The sequence below is a fragment of the Streptomyces sp. YGL11-2 genome, assembly GCF_050054615.1.
GTDB lineage: Bacteria > Actinomycetota > Actinomycetes > Streptomycetales > Streptomycetaceae > Streptomyces.
Window position 1 is genome coordinate 21,191 of record NZ_JBNHIN010000034.1, and the last position, 18,544, is coordinate 39,734.

The 18,544-nt window shown below is 71.8% G+C and carries 10 protein-coding genes; 4 read left to right on the forward strand and 6 right to left on the reverse strand.

Annotation, left to right across the window (positions count from 1 at the left end):
- Window positions 1–106 precede the first annotated feature (106 nt).
- The 6 genes from ACO1BR_RS30060 to ACO1BR_RS30085 form a co-directional block, all read right to left on the reverse strand.
- Entirely contained in the window at window positions 107–790 is a 684-nt protein-coding gene (locus tag ACO1BR_RS30060) for a LuxR C-terminal-related transcriptional regulator (protein WP_426798298.1), read from the reverse strand.
- 378 nt (window positions 791–1,168) lie between these two features.
- Complete coding sequence (locus ACO1BR_RS30065) at window positions 1,169–3,949, reverse strand: ATP-binding protein (protein ID WP_426798244.1); 2,781 nt, start codon at window positions 3,947–3,949, stop codon at window positions 1,169–1,171.
- On the reverse strand, window positions 3,939–6,746 hold the full coding sequence (locus ACO1BR_RS30070; RefSeq protein WP_426798245.1) for an AAA family ATPase: 2,808 nt from the start codon (window positions 6,744–6,746) through the stop codon (window positions 3,939–3,941). Before ACO1BR_RS30070 ends, ACO1BR_RS30065 begins: the two co-directional genes overlap by 11 nt.
- Before the next feature lie 19 nt (window positions 6,747–6,765).
- The gene (locus ACO1BR_RS30075) at window positions 6,766–9,666 is read right to left on the reverse strand and encodes an AAA family ATPase (RefSeq protein ID WP_426798246.1); all 2,901 of its coding nucleotides are present in this window, start codon (window positions 9,664–9,666) and stop codon (window positions 6,766–6,768) included.
- 132 nt (window positions 9,667–9,798) lie between these two features.
- Complete coding sequence (locus ACO1BR_RS30080; RefSeq protein WP_426798247.1) at window positions 9,799–10,566, reverse strand: thioesterase II family protein; 768 nt, start codon at window positions 10,564–10,566, stop codon at window positions 9,799–9,801.
- 221 nt (window positions 10,567–10,787) lie between these two features.
- Window positions 10,788–11,822, reverse strand: a complete 1,035-nt coding sequence (locus ACO1BR_RS30085; RefSeq protein ID WP_426798248.1) for a GDP-mannose 4,6-dehydratase — start codon at window positions 11,820–11,822, stop codon at window positions 10,788–10,790.
- Between the two features lie 349 nt (window positions 11,823–12,171).
- On the opposite strand from ACO1BR_RS30085, the gene ACO1BR_RS30090 reads away from it, so the two are divergent.
- The 4 genes from ACO1BR_RS30090 (at window position 12,172) to ACO1BR_RS30105 (ending at window position 18,491) form a co-directional block, all read left to right on the forward strand.
- A complete protein-coding gene (locus tag ACO1BR_RS30090; RefSeq protein ID WP_426798249.1) occupies window positions 12,172–13,980 on the forward strand; it encodes an ABC transporter ATP-binding protein in 1,809 nt (602 codons plus the stop codon).
- Window positions 13,958–15,766 carry an ABC transporter ATP-binding protein gene (locus ACO1BR_RS30095; protein WP_426798250.1) on the forward strand — a complete coding sequence of 603 codons (1,809 nt, stop codon included), beginning with the start codon at window positions 13,958–13,960 and terminating at the stop codon, window positions 15,764–15,766. Before ACO1BR_RS30090 ends, ACO1BR_RS30095 begins: the two co-directional genes overlap by 23 nt.
- 329 nt (window positions 15,767–16,095) lie before the next feature.
- Entirely contained in the window at window positions 16,096–16,611 is a 516-nt protein-coding gene (locus ACO1BR_RS30100) for a putative immunity protein (RefSeq protein ID WP_426798251.1), read from the forward strand.
- Window positions 16,612–16,946: 335 nt separating this feature from the next.
- Window positions 16,947–18,491 carry an FMN-binding glutamate synthase family protein gene (locus ACO1BR_RS30105; protein ID WP_426798252.1) on the forward strand — a complete coding sequence of 515 codons (1,545 nt, stop codon included), beginning with the start codon at window positions 16,947–16,949 and terminating at the stop codon, window positions 18,489–18,491.
- Window positions 18,492–18,544: the final 53 nt, after the last annotated feature.

The window sequence follows — 18,544 nt, forward strand, 5'->3', positions numbered from 1 at the left end:
CCCCCGGCGCCTTGTGTGCGGTGGTTCCCTTTCGGCTCACCGGCCGGGCTCAAAGGCGGGCCCCGGCCCGTGAGTCCGCATGACGAACCTCGGGAATGCAGGTGTGCTACTTGATGAAGTCGTCCACGACACGGGGCGGCCAGGTCCCCACCGTGAGTACCCCCATCGCATACGCGCGGGAGACCAGGGCCGCGCGGTTGGGCACCTTCAGTTTCCGCAGCAGTCCGGTGACGTGATACTCCACACCCTGCCTGCTGAGATACAGCCGGGAGGCCAGCGGAATGGTGGACAGGCCCGCCGCGACTCCCTCCAGAATTCGCGCGTCGATCTCGCTGAGCAATTTCTTCCGCGGCGCCACCACCGCGTCGTCCTCCGTGCCCTCTCCCGACCGCATCAGGACGAGAACCGCGGTCGGGTCGGGGTGGTAGCCGCGCACCGCGGAGGCCGTGAGACTGCCGGTGAACGCGTCACCCGTCGGTCTGAGCGCCACCACGTGCGCGGCGAACCGGTCCCGCCGGCCCTCCAGCAGTCGCTCGAACTGCCGCATGAGCGGCTGCCGCACGCTGGGGTGCACCAGATCGCGGAAGTTGCGCCCGCAGACGTCGGGCGCCGTGGTCGAGGACCCGGATGCGGCGGACGAGTCGAGAACGTCGGCGGAGGCCGCGGCGGCGGTGGCGAAGTGGTGGAAGAAGTCCTGGTTGGCCTGACGTACCGTCAATTTTGGGTCCAGTACGGCCATGCACACACCGGACTGGTCGGACGACGAACACTCTTCCCGCCGTCCCGCCACACCGACCCCGCCGGCCGCACCCCGACCTGTCGAAATCTGCGGAGAATCCACCAGAGCAGAAACCTTCAAGGGACCGACATCCTTTCCAACCCCCGTCTGCAAACCAGTACTCAAGAGAGATCGAGCGAGAAGGAGAATTCCGGAGAATGAAGCAGGGCGGGGAAGCCGAGCTCCCGGCAACCGCCGGGAAAGAATTCCGATCCCCCCGATGCAATCGACACTAGGGAGCTATCCGGACAAGCGTCAACGTCCACCCTGCCCCCCACCGCTAAACCTGTGGTCACCCTCCCGCACGGTACGGTCCCGCACCGCCCTTTCGGTCCCCCCGAACACTCCGCACCGTTTACCGACGGTAAGCCGCAACGAAAGTGACGCGCGTCACGGCATACTCAGTGCGGCACGGACACCACGCCGGCTCCCCCGGCCGCCCAGCAGTTCACGTCGCCCCGCAACGCCCAACTTCCGGTAACACGAAGTCAGCCGCTTCTCCACGGCACGTGTACTCACACCCAGTTCATCGGCGATTTCCTGATTGGTCAGACCCCGACCCACCAGCGAGACGACCTTGCGCTCGCTGTGGGTGAGCGGGGTCTCCGTGCTGGGGGCGTCGGTTCCCAGGGCCGCACGGGCGCGTTCGGTCAGCCAGGGGGCGCCGCAGGCGGCGGCGAGGTCGGCGGCCTCGCGCAGCACCGCCGTCGATTCCTTGCCGCCCTCCATGGACCGGCCCAAATGGAGGAGCGTACGGGCGAGTTCGAGCTGGTTGGCGGAGGTGCGGAGGATCTCGGCGGACGCGCGCAGGGCGGGGACGCCCCCACCGCCGGGCAGCAGGGCCCTCAGGCGCAGGGCGCGGCCGAGGGCGGCGGGGGCCGCCCACTGCCGCGCCCAGGCCAGTTCCTCCTCCGCCAGGGCCATGGCCGGGCAGGACTCGCCCAGGCGGTGGTGGAGGACGATGGCGCGGGGCCGCCAGGGGAAGAGGGCGGAGTTGCGCCAACCGACCGCCTCCAGTTGGCGGCCGCACGCCAGGAGGGATTCCAGGGCGGAGGAGGCGCGGCCGCGGCGGGCGTCGAGCGAGGCTTTGAGGAGTTGCAGCATGGCCGCCGGGGCGAGGCTGTGCGGCCAGCTCCGCCCGGCGTCCGTGAGGAGACGCTCAATCAGCTGGACGTCGCCGGTCTCCATGGCCACCGCGGCCCGGACGACGGCGGTCGGCTCGCGCCAGTCCGCGTCGGCCGACTCGGCGGCCCGGTCGGCCTGGTCGCGGGCCTCGGTCAGGCGGCCGCAGGCGAGCTGGATGAGGGCGTTCTCGGCGTGCACCACCGCGTGCGGACGGTCGGAGTGCGGCTCGCAGGACAGACGGGTGTTGATGCCCTCCACGGTGTCGGCGGCGTACAGGGCCACCGAGAGCAGCGGGAGTGCGGTGCAGGCGCGTGCGGAGGTCGACGGCTCGCGTTCCAGGATCTGTCCGGCCAGGTCCGCGACCTCGGGTGCCGACAAGGCGCTGGACAGGACCCCCGCGTTGATCAGGACGGTTGCCAGTTCGCGGGCGCCGCCGGTGTCCAAGGGGGGCGGGGTGCCCAACGCGCGCAGGCGTGTCACCGCACTGGTCAGTTCGGCGGGGTTCTCGTGTCCGGCGTGCCACAGGCGCGCTTCCAGGCGCAGGGCGATCTCGCGGGCCGGCCCCTGGTGTGGTGCCGCGGGGTCGAGGTCGTTGAAGACCTGGCGCAGCAGGTCCACTGCCGAAGAGGGCGCCTCGCCCAGGAGGTTGGGCGGGATGCGCAGAACGGCGGCGGCCCGGCCGGTGGCCGACGGCAGGAGGCGGACGGCCTGGCTGATGTGGCGTTCACAGGCGGCGAGGTCGATGCCGCGTTCGGCGTTGGCCAATTCGATCAGCAGGCGGGCGCGTACGTCGTCGCCCACGGTGCTCTCCAGCAGGGCGCGTTGCAGGTAGTGGGCGGCGGTGTCCGCCGCACCACGGCGCAGGGCGGCGTCCGCGGCCGTCCGCAGTACCCCTACCGACCATGGGTGATCGGTGGCGGTGACGGCCATCAGCAGGTCCGCGACGTGTGCGGCGGGGCGGCCGGCCTGGTGGAGGAGTTCGGCCGCGGCGTTGCGGGAGCGTTCGCGCTCGGCGACGGTGAGGCCGGACTCGACGGCGTCGCGGACGACGCGGTGGACGAAGCGCGGGGTGTCGTGGGGGGCGAGCAGGCCGAGGTGGTGCAGGGTGCGCAGGGCCTGCTGGTGGGCGGTGGCGTCCAGTCGCGCATGGCGCCGGACGAGGTCGGGTTCGCCGTGGTCGCCGAAGGCGGCGATGGCCGCGGCCAGGTCGCGTACCGGGCCGGGCTGGGCGTGCAGGCAGCTGACCAGGCGGTCGCGGAGCTGGGCGGGTCGCTGGGCGCGGGCCTGACCGGCGTGTTCGGCGGTGGGGCGGTGGCCGCTCAACGCCAGGTCGCGCAGAACGTACTGGAGGAAGAGGGGGTTGCCCGCGCAGGTGTCGTGGCAGGCATGGGCGTAGGCGTCGTCAGCCGGTTCGCCCAAGTGGTGCTGGATCAGGGCGCGGGTGCCGCCGAGGGAGAGCGGGGCGGGGCGCAGGACGTCGGCGGCGTCCGCGATGTCGCGGATGAGCGGGTGTTGGGCGCGGGATTCGCCGTCCCGCAGGGTGCACACGAGGGTGGCGCGCAGCCCGTGTGGGCGCCGGGCCAGGTAGGCGAGCCAGCGCAGGGAGGGGAGGTCGGCCCACTGCAGGTCGTCGACGAGGAGGAGTACGGGGGTGGTGGCGCAGGCTTCGGCCAGCAGGGACCGCAGGTCGTGCAGGACCGCTTCGGACGCCGGGGCGCCCTCGCCGCCGGGAGCGGGGAGCCGGTCGGGCGGTAGCAGCCGGGCGGCGCCGCCCGCGTCCTGGTCGGCGGGGCCGGTGCGGTCGCCGGCCATGACAGGGCCCAGGAGCTGGTGGACGATACCGAAGGCGAAGTCCTGCTCCATGGATGCGGCGTTGGCCCGCAACACCCGTATGCTGTCGCGGGGATGGGCGTCGGCTTCCTGGAGTAGGGTCGACCGGCCGATACCCAGCGGGCCGGTCAGCAGCAGTACGGAGAAACGGCCCGCCTGCGCCCGGCGCACTGCGGTGTCGATGCGGGCCAGTTCGGATTCCCGCTCATACAGCATCGGTTACGTCCTCTTCCGTCGGTCGGCTCCGCGCGCGGAGTTCCTTGCGTGAGGTGATGCGCAGCTTCGTGTATGTACTGCTCAGCCGGTGCTCGACGGTGCGTCGGCTCACCGAGAGCTGTTCGGCGATCTCCCGGTTGCCCAGTCCACGGCGGGCCAGTTCGGCGGTCTGCCGCTCGGCCGGCGACAGGGCCGCCCACCCCCCGGGGAGGGCGTCGTCGTCGGGGGCGGCGGGCTGTTGCAGCTGGGCGATCAGCCACCGTACGCGTTCGGCCAGGCGACCGGAGGTGTGGGTGACGGCGAAGCGGGACAGCTCGGTCAGCAGCTGGACCGCGGTGGCGCGGTCGCCCCTGGTGAGTTCCTCGGTGGCGAGGTCGGCCAGGACCCAGGCGTAGGTGAGCCGGGCGGGCAGCTCGCGCGGGGCGGGTGCGCCGGCGCCGGCCGACGGTTTCCGGCCGTCTAGGGGGCCGGCGCACAGGTGGGCCAGGTCCAGTGCGCTGGGGGCGCCCCAACGGCGGGCCAGGGTGAGTTCCTCGCTGATCAGGCGCTGGGCCTGCTCCTGGTCGCCGAGAGTGCGACAGGCCCGGGCGGCCAGCGAACGCCAGGGCAGCACGATGGGGTTGGTCCAGTGTTTGCGCAGCAGCCAGCGTCCGCTCTCCTTGAACAGTTCGACGGCCACGGCCCAGCGTCCCTCCTCGGCGGCCACCAGGGCGCGGGCGAACAGGAGGTAGGACCAGTGGGCGCCGTATTCGGAGCCGGGTGGCATGGGGGCGTCGAACAGGGCACGGGCCTCGTCGTGATGGCGGGTCTCCAGGGCGATGACGGTGCGCACGGCCATGAGGTGCGAGGCGGCCAAGGGGTGCCAGGCGGCGGCGGGCAGTACCTGTTGGGCGGCGTCCGCGGCACGTTCGGCGGCGTCCAGGCGGGCGCCGCGCAGGTGCAGTTCGGCGGAGAGGACCAGGGCGCGGGCGAGTGCGGGGTGGCAGTGGCGGCGCCGCACTTCGGCGACGATCGCGGCGAGGTGGTCCTCGGCCTCGGCGGCGGCATCGGTGAGCCACAGTGCCCTGGCGGCGAGCAGGCGCGGCATCACGGGGGCGGCGCTGCCGGCTTCCAGGGTGCGGCGGGCCAGTTCCGCGGCCTTCGTCCGGTGCTGGCCGCGTGCGACGAGCTGCCAGGCGCGGATGCCGGCCTGGGTGGGGGCAAGGGGGTGTTCGGGCAGGGTGGGGACGCCGGGGGTGGGCACGTCGGTGGCCTCGGGCCGGTTCTGGGCGGCGTACCAGTACAGGGCGATCAGGTCGTCCCGCTCGCTGCCGTGTGCGGTGGCGAGGGCCTGGACGGCGGCGCGGCGGCCCCAGGAGTCGTCGCCCCGGGCCAGCCCCATGTCCAGGGCCCGTACGCGCAGTTGGGCCCAGGCATCGCCCTCGCCCGGAGTGCGGAGGAGGGCGGTGAGCCGGCGGTCGCTGGCATCGGGGGCGGCCACCGCCTCGGCGCCGGCCAGATCGAGGCTGATGTCTGCGCGCTCCAGGGGGGCTTGGGGCTCGTCGAGGGCGCGGTTGAGGTAGCTGGCGGCGCGGGCGAAGTCGCCGCGGCGCAGGGCGGCGCCGAAGCCGCCGCGCAGGGTGTGGACCGCCCAGGGCTCGCCGATGGGGGGTGCCTGGAGCAGGAGGCGGGCGACGTCCTCGTCGTCGGCCACGGCCCGGTAGGCGAGGTGGGCCGCGCGGGCGTGCAGGTCGGCGCGTTCGGCGGCGGGCATGTCCTCCAGGATGCGGCCCCGGACGACGGGCAGGCGGATGCGTGCGTGGGAGCCGTCGGGAGCGGTGAAGCCGGCCATCTCCAGCGCCGCGCGCAGCCGCGATTCGGGTACGGTGCGCAGCCCGGCCAGCGCACAGGCCAGCGGGAAGTCCAGCAGGTCGCCGCCGACGGCCAGCGCGCGCAGCACGGCGGTGGCCTCGTCGGTCAGTCCCCTCAGGGCGCGCCCGGAGCGGTCGCCGATGATGCCGGTGATCAGGCTGCACAGCTGCGGGAGGCGGTCGGCGGTCGGCCGGTGGCCGGCGTCGGCGAAGGAGCGCAGGGCCGCGTCCAGTACGGCGGGGCTGCCCTGGGACGCCTGGGCGGCCGCGGCGGCGAACGCCTCGTCGCAGGGTGTGCCGCAGATCCGTTCGACGAGGGCGGCCACCGCGTGAGGGCTCAGCGGCCGCACGGTGAGGTGGCGCGTCAGCCGCGCGGAGGGGGTGGCGTCGGCCAGCCAGTCGGGTCCGTACGGGTCGATGCCGGTGCGGCCGATGAGCAGTGCGAGGGGGATGCCCCTGGACAGGCGGCGCACCAGGGCCTGCAGCCAGTCCAGGGAGGCGGCGTCCAGCCACTGCGCGTCCTCCACCGTCACGAGCGTGGGGGTGCGGCGCGTGGTGTGCAGGAGCTCGGGCAGGCCCGGCAGCCCGTCCGCATCGCGGTGCCCGCGCAGGGCCCGCAGGGACGGTTCGACCGGCTCGCTCAGCATGGCGAGGAGTTGGGTCACGGCTCCTTGGCGCAGGTCGCGCTCGGCCAGGGACCCGCTGACGCGCAGCACGCGCACCGAGCGCTCCTCGGCGAGGCGGGCGGTCCAGCGCAGCAGGGCGTTGTGGCCGAAACCGGGGCGGCCGGTCACCGAGACGACGGCGGGGCGGCCCTCGTCGAGCGCGGCCACCACGTCCCGCAACTGCGCCTGTTCCTCCTCGCGTTCGAGCAGGGGCGGGTCGGTACGCCGACGCCCCGCCCGTATGAATCCAGCGTATAGCTGCTCATCGGTCAGCCTCGTCACGGACACCCCCCGGCCGTCGTCAGCGCTGTCCGCGCGGCCGCGGCACCTGCCGTGGCGCCGGAGCCCCGCGGACGCCCGGGGAGCGGAGGACCTGGGCGAGCTGGGCGCGCTCGGCGATGTCCAATTTGCGGTACACGCTTGTCAGATGCGTCTCGACCGTGCGCACGGTGACGTGCAGCGACTGTGCGATCGAACGGTTTCCGGCGCCGCCGGCGGCGAGGCCGGCGACCTTGCGTTCCATGCTGGTGAGCAGGTCCAGGGGCGAGGTGGTCATCTTCCGCATGCGGCCGCCCGCCGCCAACAGGGCGCCGCGGGCCTGCTGCCCCAGCGCGAGGGCGCCGCAGCGCTGGGCGAGGTCGGCCGCGGCGCGCAGGTGCTCGCGTGCGGCGCGGCGGTCGTCGGCCGCCAACAGGGACCGGCCCAGGACGAGTTCGGCGCGGGCGTGGTCGACGCGGGCCGGTGAGGCGGACAGCTCCCGCACCGCCTCGCCGAGCAGTTCCACGCCCTCCTCGCCGGGAGTGGCCACGCCGCGGGCCAGGGCGGCCAGGCCCAGGACGCGCGAGGTACCCCAGCGCCGGGCGAGCCGGGTGCCGTGCGCGGCGGGCTCCTCGGCCTCCTCGGCGCGGCCCAGTTCCGCGAGCACGCAGGCCGCCTCCGCCCACCAGGGCAGGTATGCCGCGTTGCGCACTTCGGCCTCCTCCAGTGACCTGCCGCACTCGCGGAACAGCGCCAGTGCGCCCTCCGCGTCCCCCAAGGCGTGGCGGGTCCGGCCGAGGGCCATGAGGTAGCGGTGGTGGGTCCACATGTACGGGTCGCGCCAGACGGGTTCGGTGCCGGTCAGCAGCTTCTCGGCGTGCCCGGCCTCGCCCCGGTCGACCAGTACGCCGGCAAGCGCCAGGCGCGGCAGGACCACGGTCCCCGCCCACCGTTCCGCGCCGCTGATCTGCACCGCCGTCCTGGCGTCCGCGAGCGCGTCGGGGAGCGCGCCCAGGCCGTGCAGGAGCATGGCGCGGGTGGCCAGGGCCACGGAGTAGGTCCATACCGCGGAGTTCTCCCGGCCGTGCCGCAGGAGACGGTCCAGCTCGTGCAGCGCGTCGTCGGTGTGGTCGGCGAGGCCCAGGACGAAGGCGGAGTTGATCAGGGACCAGCTCTTCAGGGGGAGTTGGGAGAAACTGGCCACGCGCTGCGCGCACTGCACCGCCACTTCGGGGGCCTGGCCGTCGAGTGCCGTCAGGACAGCCATCGCCGCCAGCTTCTGCCGCTGGGCGGGGGTGTCGCCCTCGGGGACGGTCATCGTCGCGGCCCGCTTCCGTGTCGCGGCGATCGTGCTGCGGCCATGCGAGCCGACGATCAGGAGCACCGACTCGACGAGCGTGCGCAGTTCGCGGTCGGCGGGCAGCGGGTCGGGGCCGAGTTCGGCGTCGAGCGCGCCCAGGACGTCCTCCAGCATGCCCAGGGCGGCGGAGCCCTCGCGCGCGGCCAGGGAGGTGGTGCCGAACTGCGCGGCGATCCTCGCCCGGGTGCGGACGTCCACGCTCGGCGCCAGCGCCCCGCGCAGCAGGCGGATGGCCTCGGACGGGTCGGTTTCGGCCAGCACTCCGGCCAGCCGGACGCGGACCTCCACGCTGCCGGGGTCCCCTTCCAGTACCCGGTACAGGTAGCGGGCCGCGGTTTCCGGGGCGCCGCGCCGCTCGGCCTGGGCGGCGGCCTCCAACAGGACGCCGGGCATCCACGGTTCGCGGATCCAGGGCAGCGGCAGGAGGTGCTCGGCGACGTCCTCGGCGGGCCGGCCCGCGTCGCTCAGGAGCAGCGCGGCCCGGGTGCGCAGGTCCGACAGCCCCCGGGCGTCCAGGGGTGCCAGCACCGCCGCCCGCACCGCGTCGTCCACCAGGTCCCTGCCGCCGGCTGTCAGCAGTCCGGCCTCGCGCAGTACCGTCAGGGCGTCCTCGACGACCTCGGCGGGGACGGCGGCCAGCGGGCCAACGCGGTCGGCGCCTCGCTCACCGAGGACCGCCACCGCCCGCGCGACCTCGCCGACCCAGGGCGGGCGACGGTCCAGGAGATCGCGTGCCCAGTGCGCCAGGACGCGGGAGCCGCTCTCGGCGATCCGGTCGGCGCCGCCTTCGCCCGGGGCGGCTCCCTCGGCCCGTAGCGCGCGCAGCAAGCGGTCCAGGAGGTGGGGGTTGCCGCGGGTCACGGCCCAGGCACCGGTGGCGTAGGCGGGGGCGGCAGGCTCCGGGAAGCACCGCCGTACGGCCTCGGCGACATCCGTCTCGGTCAGTGGCCGCAGGCGCAGCGTCGTGGTGCGGTGGTGGGCGATGAGGTCCGCCAGGGCGCGGCCGGCCGGAACGCCGTGCGCGAGGGCGGCGGCCTCGGTCTGCTGGGTGAGGACGACGAACAGGGGGAGGGCGTCGGCCCGGCGCAGCAGGAAGTCCAGCCAGCGCAGGGAGAGTTCGTCGCAGTGGTGGACGTCGTCCAGGGCCAGTACCAGCGGGCGGCGGGTCAGTTCGTCCGCCGCGAGCCGATACAGGCCGTGGAACGCGTGCTGGACGGCGGGGGCGTGCGGGGGCTCACCGGCCAGCGCGCCGGGGACGAGGGCGCGGCGGGCGTACCGGGTCGCGCCTTCCCGTGCGGCGTCCTGCGCGGTCGGCCCGAGCAGGGTGCGTACGCCGCCCAAGGAGTCGCCCGCGGTGCCCTCCTCGCACGAACCGTGCAGAACCGTCGCGTGCCGACAGGCGTCCCCACTGAGGAAGGCATGTAAGAGAGCGGACTTGCCGATCCCGGTGGGGCCGGTCACGACCGCCGAGCGTGCGCACCCCCGACGCGCCGCGTGGGCAAGGCGGTTGAGCGCCCGGACGTCATCGACTCGGCCGACCAAGCCGCTGGCTAAACCGGAATTGGCGCTCCGGTCTCGCACCATAGGGCTCCTCGCACCTCGGAGATACAGCCGATATGACGGGAATCCACCACATCACGCTGCAAATCACCCGAAAGAGTGATGTCCGACGTACGTCAGAGTACATGATCACAGAATCGCTGACCAGGACGCGCCTCAGCGTGTCAACTCCTCGGCGGCGGTGAGGTGTCCACGCAGCAGCGCCAGCACGGCGGGAGCCTGGGAACCGAGGAAGAAGTGGCCGCCCGGATAGACCCGGAGGTCGAACGCGCCGGTGGTGTGCGCGCGCCAGTCCCCGGCCTCCTCCAACGTGGTCTTGGGGTCGGCGTCACCGGTCAACGCGGTGATCGGCGCCCTGATCGTCGCCCCGGGAGCGCAGCGGTAGGTCTCCACCGCGGTGTAGTCGCTGCGGATCGCCGGAAGGATCATGCGCAGCAGCTCCTCGTCGCCCAGCAGCGAGGCGTCCGTACCGGAGAGCAGCTTCAGTTCGGCGACGATCCCGTCGTCGTCGCGCTGGTGCACGCTCTCCGCCCGGTAGCGCGAGGGCGCGCGCCGTCCCGAGGCGAAGAGGTGCGTCAGTTCGCCGCCGTCGGCCTCCAGCCGCCGGGCCACCTCGAAGGCGACCATGGCGCCCATGCTGTGCCCGAAGAACGCCGTCGGCCGCGATCCGAGCCGGTCCCGCAGGGCCGCGTAGACATGATCGGCCATCGTCCCGATGTCGCCGGGGCTGGTCTCGGTGCGCCGGTCCTGACGGCCGGGGTACTGCACCGCCAGAACCTCCGCCACGGGCGACAGTTGCGCTGACACCGGGAAGAAGAAGGAAGCCGAGCCGCCCGCGTGCGGAAAGCAGACGAGCTGGCACGGGCGGTCCGGCGCAGGGTGGTAGCACCGGGCCCAGAGCCCTTCCGCCGTGGTTCTCGTCATAGCGCTGATTCCTCCTCCTCGCGATGGCGCCGGACCGTCCCGCCGGGATGCGGCGGCCGGAGACCGACTCCTGTGGTCCACCCGCCCATTCCACAGGGAGGAATGCGGGAAATCACCTAGTTTCCGTGCTCTGCGTGACGGCTGCCCACCCGTCGAGAAGCCGTACGGGATACACCGGGGCGGGGGCCCGCACGCCGGCGGTATCCCGTGCGCCCGCCCGACTACCAGGTGGCGGCCAGCAGGTCCCCGTACTCCCGCTCGCGGGACACCTGGCGCAGGTCGGAGTCGACCATCATGCGCATCAGTTCGGGGAAGTCGACGCTGGGCTTCCAGCCCAGCTGGTTGCGGGCGCGCTCGGCGTCCGCGCACAGGATCTCCACCTCGGCCGGACGCACCAGTGAGGGGTCGATGGTGACGTAGTCCTCCCAGTTCAGGCCCACGTGCTCGAAGGCGATGCGGACGGCGTCGCGGACCGAGTGCATCTCGCCGGTGCCGATCACGTAGTCGCCCGGCTCGTCCTGCTGGAGCATCAGGTGCATGGCGCGGACGTAGTCGCCGGCGAAGCCCCAGTCGCGCACGGCGTCGAGGTTGCCCAGGGACAGCTTGTCCTGGTAGCCGAGCTTGATGCGCGCCACCGCGAGGGAGATCTTCCGGGTCACGAACTCCGCGCCACGGCGCGGGGACTCGTGGTTGAAGAGCATGCCGGAGACCGCGTACATGCCGAAGGACTCACGGTAGTTGCGGGTGATGAAGTGCCCGTAGGTCTTCGCCACGCCGTAGGGGCTGCGCGGCCGGAAGATGGTGGTCTCGCACTGCGGGGTCTCGGCGACCTTGCCGAACATCTCCGACGAGGACGCCTGGTAGAAGCGGATCTGGCCGCCATCGCCGCCGCCGCCGCGCGAGCCGTTCAGGCCGCTGACCATGCGGATCGCCTCCAGCATCCGCAGCACGCCCATGCCGTTGATCTCGGTGACGAGTTCGGCCTGCTGCCAGGACAGCGGCACGAAGGAGATCGCGCCGAGGTTGTAGATCTCGTCGGGCTGCACCGTGTCGACGGCGGAGACCAGGCTGGCCTGGTCCAGCAGGTCCCCGTCAACGAAGGACAGTTCGGAGACGAGCCGACTGATCCGCGACTTGCGGGGGTTGGCCTGACCCCGTATCAGGCCCCACACCTGGTACCCCTGCGCGAGCAGGTGCTCGGCCAGATAGGAGCCGTCCTGCCCGGTAATTCCGGTGATCAGCGCACGCTTGGACATCTCATTCCTCTCCTACGCACAGAACAGAGCGCCCAAACGCAGAGCCGAGTCGGCTACTTGACCGCTTGGCGTCGAATGTTTTTTGTGGCATCAAAAAACAGCCGCGGTCCACACGCTGGGTAATCACACCTTCCAAGCGGCCGATCGCGGTGTCAAGAAATTCCGGGCACACTAGGGAATTCCCGAGTCCAACCACCGGGATTTTCCGGCCTGTTGGGACGGCCGCCGGCGAAACTAGGGATTTTCCGGTGTGCGGTGCGCTGCACTGTCCAGGTGTCCCCCCAGGCCCCGGTCGGCGCCGTCGCCCCTCCCGCCGAACGGACCTGCCCGTCTTCTGGAGCGTCGCCCGGTGCTGCTCAGACTCCTGCGAATCCATGTGCGGCCCCACCGGCGCTCCGTCGCCGTGCTGGGGCTGCTGCAACTGGCGCAGATCCTCGCCACGTTGGCCCTGCCGACGCTGGGCGCCGCACTCATCGACAACGGCGTGGTCAAGGCCGACAGCGGCTACATCATCCGGGCCGGCCTGGCCATGCTGGCCGTGGCGCTCGTCCAGATCGCGGCGTCCGTGGGCGCGGTGTCGCTCGGCGCCCGTACGGCCATGGCGATGGGCCGCGACATCCGCTCGGCGGTCTTCCGCCGGGTGTTGGACTTCTCCGCCCGCGAGGTCGGGCAGTTCGGCACCCCGTCGCTGATGACGCGGACCATCAACGACGTACAGCAGGTACAGATGCTGGCGGTGTCCGCGTTCGACGTCGCCGTGTCGGCGCCGCTGATGTGTCTGGGCAGCGTCGCGCTCGCCCTCCAGCAGGACATCGAGCTCTCCCTGCTCCTCGTGGCACTGATAGTGGTCCTCGGAATATGCTTCGGACTCATTCTCGGCCGTACCGATCCGTTCTACGCCCGTATGCAGGAGTACCTGGACCGCATCAACGGGCTGCTGCGCGAACGCATTACCGGGGTCCGTGTCGTACGGGCTTTTGTGCGCGACGCCCACGAAAGCGCGAGATTCGGCCGCACCAATTCCGAATTACGTGACATCTCGTTGCGCGTCGGCCGGCTGCTGGCGGCCGTCATCCCCGTCGTGCTGCTGGCCCTGAATGCGTTCATGGTGGCCGTGTTGTGGTTCGGCGCTCACCGCGTCGAGGCCGGGGCGATTCCGTTCGGCGCGCTCAGCGCGTTTCTGAGCTATCTGGCGCTTATCCTCATGTCGGTGGTGATGGTGACCTTCGTGTGCCTGGCGATGCCGCGGGCGCGGGTCTCCGCCGAGCGCATCCAGCAGGTGCTGACCACCCAGCCGAGCGTGCCGGCGCCGCACGAACCCGTGCCCGCCGTGCCCGAATCCGGCCAACTGGCTTTACATGACGTCGAGTTCCGCTATCCGGGAGCGGAGGAGCCGGTGTTGCGCGGGATCGACCTGAGCGCCGGGCCGGGCGAGACGGTGGCGATCCTCGGCAGCACCGGCAGCGGCAAGACCACCCTGCTCAACCTCGTGCTGCGGCACTTCGACGCCACCGGCGGCTCCGTCCACGTGGGCGGCGTCGACGTCCGCGCACTGGACGCGGAGGTGCTGCGCCGCACCGTCGGCTTCGTACCGCAGCGGCCGTACCTCTTCTCCGGCACCGTCGCCAGCAATCTGCGCTTCGGCGACCCGGACGCCACCGACGACGAACTCTGGCGCGTGCTGGAGATCGCCCAGGCCCGCGACTTCGTACGGCACCTGCCCGAGGGGCTGAACACCCCGATCGCCCAGGGCGGCACCAATGTGTCCGGCGGGCAGCGACAACGTCTGGCGATCGCGCGCACCCTGCTCCGCAAGCCGGACATCTATCTCTTCGACGACTGCTTCTCCGCGCTGGACCACGCCACGGACGCCGCGCTGCGAGCCGCCCTGGAGCCCGAGCTCTCCCGGGCGACGGTGCTCACCGTCGCCCAGCGCGTCAGCACCGTCCGCCGCGCGCGACGCATCGTGGTCCTGGACGCGGGGCGGGTGGCCGCCACCGGCACGCATGAGGAGCTGCTGCGCACCAGTACGACGTACCGGGAGATCGCCCGGTCCCAACGCACCGCAACCACCGGCCACTACGGCGACGCAGGCCCGGACGCCGCAGCCGCCACGACTCCTCGGGAGGCTGTCCATGGTCTCGGCGGACAGCGCTAGCCGCACGCGGCCCGGCCCCGCCCGCCGCACGCTGGGGCTACTGCACCCGCACCGTGCCCTGGTGACCGTGGCGGTCGCCCTCGGCATCGGCGGCGTCGCGCTCAACGCGACGGGTCCGATGCTCCTCGGCAGAGCCACCGACCTCGTCTTCGACGGCCTCCGGCACACCCGTGGATCCGGCGGAGTCGACTTCGACGGGATCGCCCGCCTGCTGCTGATCGCGCTCGCGCTCTACGGCACCGCCGCCCTGCTCACCCTCCTCCAGGGGCGGCTGGTCGCGGCCGTCGTCCAGCGCGTGGTCTTCGCGCTGCGCCGGTCCGTGGAGGACAAGCTCGCCCGCCTGCCGCTGTGGTACTTCGACCGCCACCCGGCGGGCGAGGTGCTCAGCCGGGTGACCAACGACGTCGACAACCTCCAGCAGACCCTGCAGCAGAGCCTCAGTCAGCTGCTCACGGCGGCGTTCTCCGTGCTGACCATGCTGGTCCTGATGTTCGTCATCTCGCCACTGCTGGCACTGATCATGCTGGCCTGCGTACCGGTGTCGGCCGTGCTCGCGGCCCGGATCAGCAAGCGCGCACAGCCGCGGTTCACCCAGCAGTGGTCCGCCACCGGAGCGCTCAACGCGCACATCGAGGAGGTCTACACCGGGCACTCGCTGGTCAAGGGCTTCGGGCGGCGCGAGCAGGCCGAGCGGGCCTTCGACGAGCACAACCAGGCTCTCTACCGCGCCGCCGCGCGCGCCCAGTTCATCTCCGGAAGCATCGAACCGTCGATGATGTTCGTCTCCAACCTCGGCTATGTCGTCGTGGCGGTCGTCGGCGCGCTGCGCGTGCTCACCGGGACCCTCTCCATCGGCGGCGTCCAGGCGTTCATCCTCTACTCCCGGCAGTTCAGCCATCCGATCGTCGAGGTCGCCGGCATCGCCGCCCGCCTCCAGTCCGCCCTCGCCTCCGCGGAGCGGATCCACGACTTCTTGGACGCCGACGAACAGGGCCCCGACCCCGCGCACCCCGCGCACCTCCACGAGGCCCGCGGACACGTCCGGTTCGAGAAGGTCTGCTTCCGCTACTCCCCCGACATCCCCCTCATCGAAGACCTCTCCCTCACCGTCGAACCCGGCCAGTCCGTGGCGGTCGTCGGCCCGACCGGCGCGGGCAAGACCACCCTGGGCAACCTCCTCATGCGGTTCTACGAGACGGACGGGGGCCGCATCCTCCTGGACGGCACCGACATCACCACCCTGACCCGCGAGGAACTGCGCTCCCACATCGGCCTGGTGCTCCAGGACGCCTGGCTCTTCTCCGGCACCATCGCGGAGAACATCGCCTACGGGCGCCCCGACGCCACCCGCGAGGACGTCGTGGCCGCCGCCCGCGCCACGTGCGCCGACCGCTTCATCCGCACCCTGCCCGACGGCTACGACACGGTCCTGGACGAGGAGTCGGCCACCATCAGCGCGGGCGAGAAACAACTCATCACCATCGCCCGCGCGTTCATGGCCCGGCCCTCGATCCTGCTCCTCGACGAGGCGACCAGCGCCGTCGACACCCGTACAGAGGCCCTCATCCAGCGCGCCCTGCACTCGCTGCGCGCGGGGCGCACCAGCTTCGTCATCGCCCACCGCCTGTCCACCATCCGCGACGCGGACCTCATCCTCGTGATGGAGGACGGCCGCATCGTCGAACGCGGCACCCACGCCCAACTCCTGGCCGCGAAAGGCGCCTACGCCCGACTCCACACGGCCCTGGAGCCCGACGCCGGACTGGAGAACGCCCTCCCCCACTGAACCGATACCGGTCACCCCTCACGAGGCGGCACCTCCGACCGCGTATCGACCCTGGCAACGGATGGCACAAGACGTGGGTGCGGTCGGCAGGCAACTGCCGGCCGCTCGGGGTGCCTGCCGAGCGCCCCACGGTGGGATGCGAGAACGACAGTTGGTGGGAATCCCCTCGGCACGAGAGAGCCACGAACCGCGTGCTCGCTTGCGCCCTTGGTGTGGTCGACGAGCTTGCGGATCGACCACCGGGTTTGCAGGCTTTGCTCGGGGGTGTGCCTGGCCACCGGTGCGCGCCCTCAACTGTGGGGCGGATACCAGCAAAAGGAGTGCCAACCATGATCCTCCCGAAGGTCCGGGACCCTCGCTTCGTGACGATCCGCCGCGGTGGGACCCTCACCGATGCGGATCACCATCTCCTTGCTCTCTGGGCTGCATCGTGCGCGGAGCACGTCCTTGACCTCTTCGAGTCGGCCCGGCCTGAGGACCCACGGCCGCGTCAGGCGATCGAGCATGCTCGCGCCTGGGTACGTGGCGAGGTCAAGATGATGCAGGCCCGCGCGGCGGGCGGCCATGCCATGGGCGCAGCGCGAGACCTGCGTGGCGCAGCACGGCATGCCGCGTACGCCGCCGGACAGGCCGCGGTCGTCGCCCACGTCGCCGCGCACGAGCTTGGCGCGGCCGCCTATGCGATCAAGGCCGCACGTGCTGCCGCACCGGAAGGCGAGGGCGAGGCCGCAGGGCGACTTGAGTGCCAGTGGCAGCGTGGCCGGCTCCCAGAGGCGATTCGCGAGCTTGTGATCGACGACCAGCGATTGCGGAACGACATCTGCTGGTCGGTGTTCGACTGCTGAGCGCGCGTCCGGGCACCTGCACCCTCCACACGAAGATGATCGTCGCCGGCACCTCCCGGTCTTCGTACCAGCGTCATCAATGCCTTCTTCGACCTCGCGGATGCCGTCATCACCGTGCGTAGCCCTTCCCACGCGCCCGGACCACCCACCGCCGGGACGACCGACCCACCCGACGACCCTGCCCGCACACCTGTCCGAGCGAGCCCCTAATATCATTTCGCGTTCTCCGACGGACGCCGACGCCCGCTGGGTCGTGCCCGCCGCCCAACGCCCGATACGACACGACGACGTCCACCGCATGGCGATGGAGTCGAGCATCGAGGAGAGGAACGTTCATGCGCGCCCGGAGCATCGCCACGGCCACCGCAACAGCACTGGCACTGGTGGCCGCTCGTGACCTTGTCCAGAAGAAGCACGCATTGCTCCGGAACTTCCCGGTGATCGGGCACGCCCGGTATCTGTTGGAGACGATCGGGCCGGAGCTGCGGCAGTACATCGTGACCTCCAACGACGAGGAGCGCCCGTTCAGTCGTGACCAGCGCACCTGGATCTATGCCTCGGCGAAGGGCGAGAACAACTACTTCGGGTTCGGAACCGACAACGACGTCGAGCACATGCAGGGGCACGCGTACCTGAAGCAACGCACGTTCGCCGGCGCGCTGCCCGACGCGCACGACCCGCAGGCCCCACTGCCCTCGGCCAAGGTGCTGGGCGGGCCACGCGGGCGCGCCAAAGCGTTCCGGCCGGCGAGCGTGGTGAACATATCGGCGATGAGCTTCGGGTCGCTCTCCGGCGCGGCGATCACGGCACTCAACAAGGGGGCGGCGCTGGCGGGCACGATGCAGAACACGGGAGAGGGCGGCCTCTCGCCGTACCACCGCAACGGCGGCGACCTCGTCCTTCAAATCGGTACGGCGTACTTCGGCTGCCGCAACGAGGACGGCACCTTCAACCTCGACAAGCTCAAGGACGTGGTCGCCGGCGCCCCGGTCAAGGCGATAGAGATCAAGCTCTCCCAAGGCGCCAAACCAGGACTGGGCGGGATGCTGCCGGGCGCGAAGGTGACCCCCGAAATCGCCGGGATCCGCGGCATCCCGCTCGGCAAGGACTGCGCCTCCCCGTCGCGGCACACCGCGTTCAGCGACGTCGACTCGATGCTCGACTTCGTCGAACTGCTCGCCACCGAGACCGGTCTGCCGGTCGGGATCAAGAGCGCGGTGGGCGAGATGGATTTCTGGCAGGAGCTGGCCACGCTGATGGCGCGTGGTGATCGTGGTGTCGACTTCGTGACCGTCGACGGCGGCGAGGGCGGCACCGGGGCGGCACCGCTGATCTTCAGCGACTCGGTGTCGCTGCCCTTCCGGATGGGCTTCTCCCGGGTCTACGGCACCTTCGCCGAGCAGGGGCTGACCGACGACCTGACCTTCATCGGCTCCGGCAAGCTCGGCCTGCCGGAGAACGCCGCGGTCGCCTTCGCTCTGGGGGCCGACATGATCAACGTGGCGCGTGAGGCGATGCTGTCGATCGGCTGCATCCAGTCGCAGAAGTGCCACACCGACAAGTGCCCCACCGGCGTCGCCACCCAGAACCCGCGGCTGGCCCGCGGCCTCGACCCGACCTCGAAGGCCACCCGGGCCGCCGTCTACCTGCGCACCCTGCGCAAGGAGCTGATGAAGGTCTCGGCGGCCGTCGGCGTCGCCCACCCGGCACTCATCACAGCCACCGACATCGAGATCATGAACGGCGACTACGAGGCCCGCACCCTGGCCGGCGTCTACGGCTACAAGGACGGCTGGGGTGAGCTCGGCCCGCACCTCGCCGACGAGATCACCGCACTGCTCACCACCAAGCCGGCGTCCGCACAGAGGCCGATCGTCTGACGCGCCAACAGCGGCAAGCACCGCCCTCACTGCTCCCCTGCCCTCCCGCTCGG

Excerpts from the sequence above, each read along its gene's own strand:
- ACO1BR_RS30065 (WP_426798244.1), bottom strand. The coding sequence starts at position 3,949 with ATGCTGTATGAGCGGGAATCCGAACTGGCCCGCATCGACACCGCAGTG.
- ACO1BR_RS30085 (WP_426798248.1), bottom strand. The coding sequence starts at position 11,822 with ATGTCCAAGCGTGCGCTGATCACCGGAATTACCGGGCAGGACGGCTCC.
- ACO1BR_RS30095 (WP_426798250.1), top strand. The coding sequence starts at position 13,958 with ATGGTCTCGGCGGACAGCGCTAGCCGCACGCGGCCCGGCCCCGCCCGC.
- ACO1BR_RS30075 (WP_426798246.1), bottom strand. The coding sequence starts at position 9,666 with ATGGTGCGAGACCGGAGCGCCAATTCCGGTTTAGCCAGCGGCTTGGTC.
- ACO1BR_RS30080 (WP_426798247.1), bottom strand. The coding sequence starts at position 10,566 with ATGACGAGAACCACGGCGGAAGGGCTCTGGGCCCGGTGCTACCACCCT.
- ACO1BR_RS30105 (WP_426798252.1), top strand. The coding sequence starts at position 16,947 with ATGCGCGCCCGGAGCATCGCCACGGCCACCGCAACAGCACTGGCACTG.
- ACO1BR_RS30100 (WP_426798251.1), top strand. The coding sequence starts at position 16,096 with ATGATCCTCCCGAAGGTCCGGGACCCTCGCTTCGTGACGATCCGCCGC.